1 protein-coding gene is annotated in these 351 nt (G+C 65.8%); it reads right to left on the reverse strand.

The window, feature by feature from the left end; translation table 11 throughout:
- The coding region (locus RGM2987_RS00035; protein WP_245138084.1) for a hypothetical protein at window positions 1-351 on the reverse strand (351 nt) is incomplete at both ends.

Raw genomic sequence — 351 nt, forward strand, 5'->3', positions numbered from 1 at the left:
TCGCTGCGTCGTAGGCGTAGCTGACCAGCACTTCGCGCTGTTGGTCGGGGTAAAGACGTTCGATCCGGGTGACGCGCTCATGCTCGTGAATCAGTTCCACCTGCACCTGATCGAAAGTGTCGCGCAGGCGCACCAACCGTCCGGCCTCGTCGTAGTCGAGGTGGATGCGGTTGTCGTTGCGGTCGCCCAGTTGGCTCAGGCGCAGAAGCGTGGCCCGGCCCGGGGTCGGCTCGAACAGGCGGTACAGGCCGTCGTCGCTTTCGATCAGCAACTGGCCGTTGAGGTGTCGGCGCACGGCAAGGCCTTCGCCGGCGCTGAACACCGCGCCGCCCAGAGGAATCGCGCCCATGT

Origin of the sequence: Pseudomonas sp. RGM2987, assembly GCF_022952855.1 — a bacterium.
Classification (GTDB): Bacteria; Pseudomonadota; Gammaproteobacteria; order Pseudomonadales; family Pseudomonadaceae; genus Aquipseudomonas.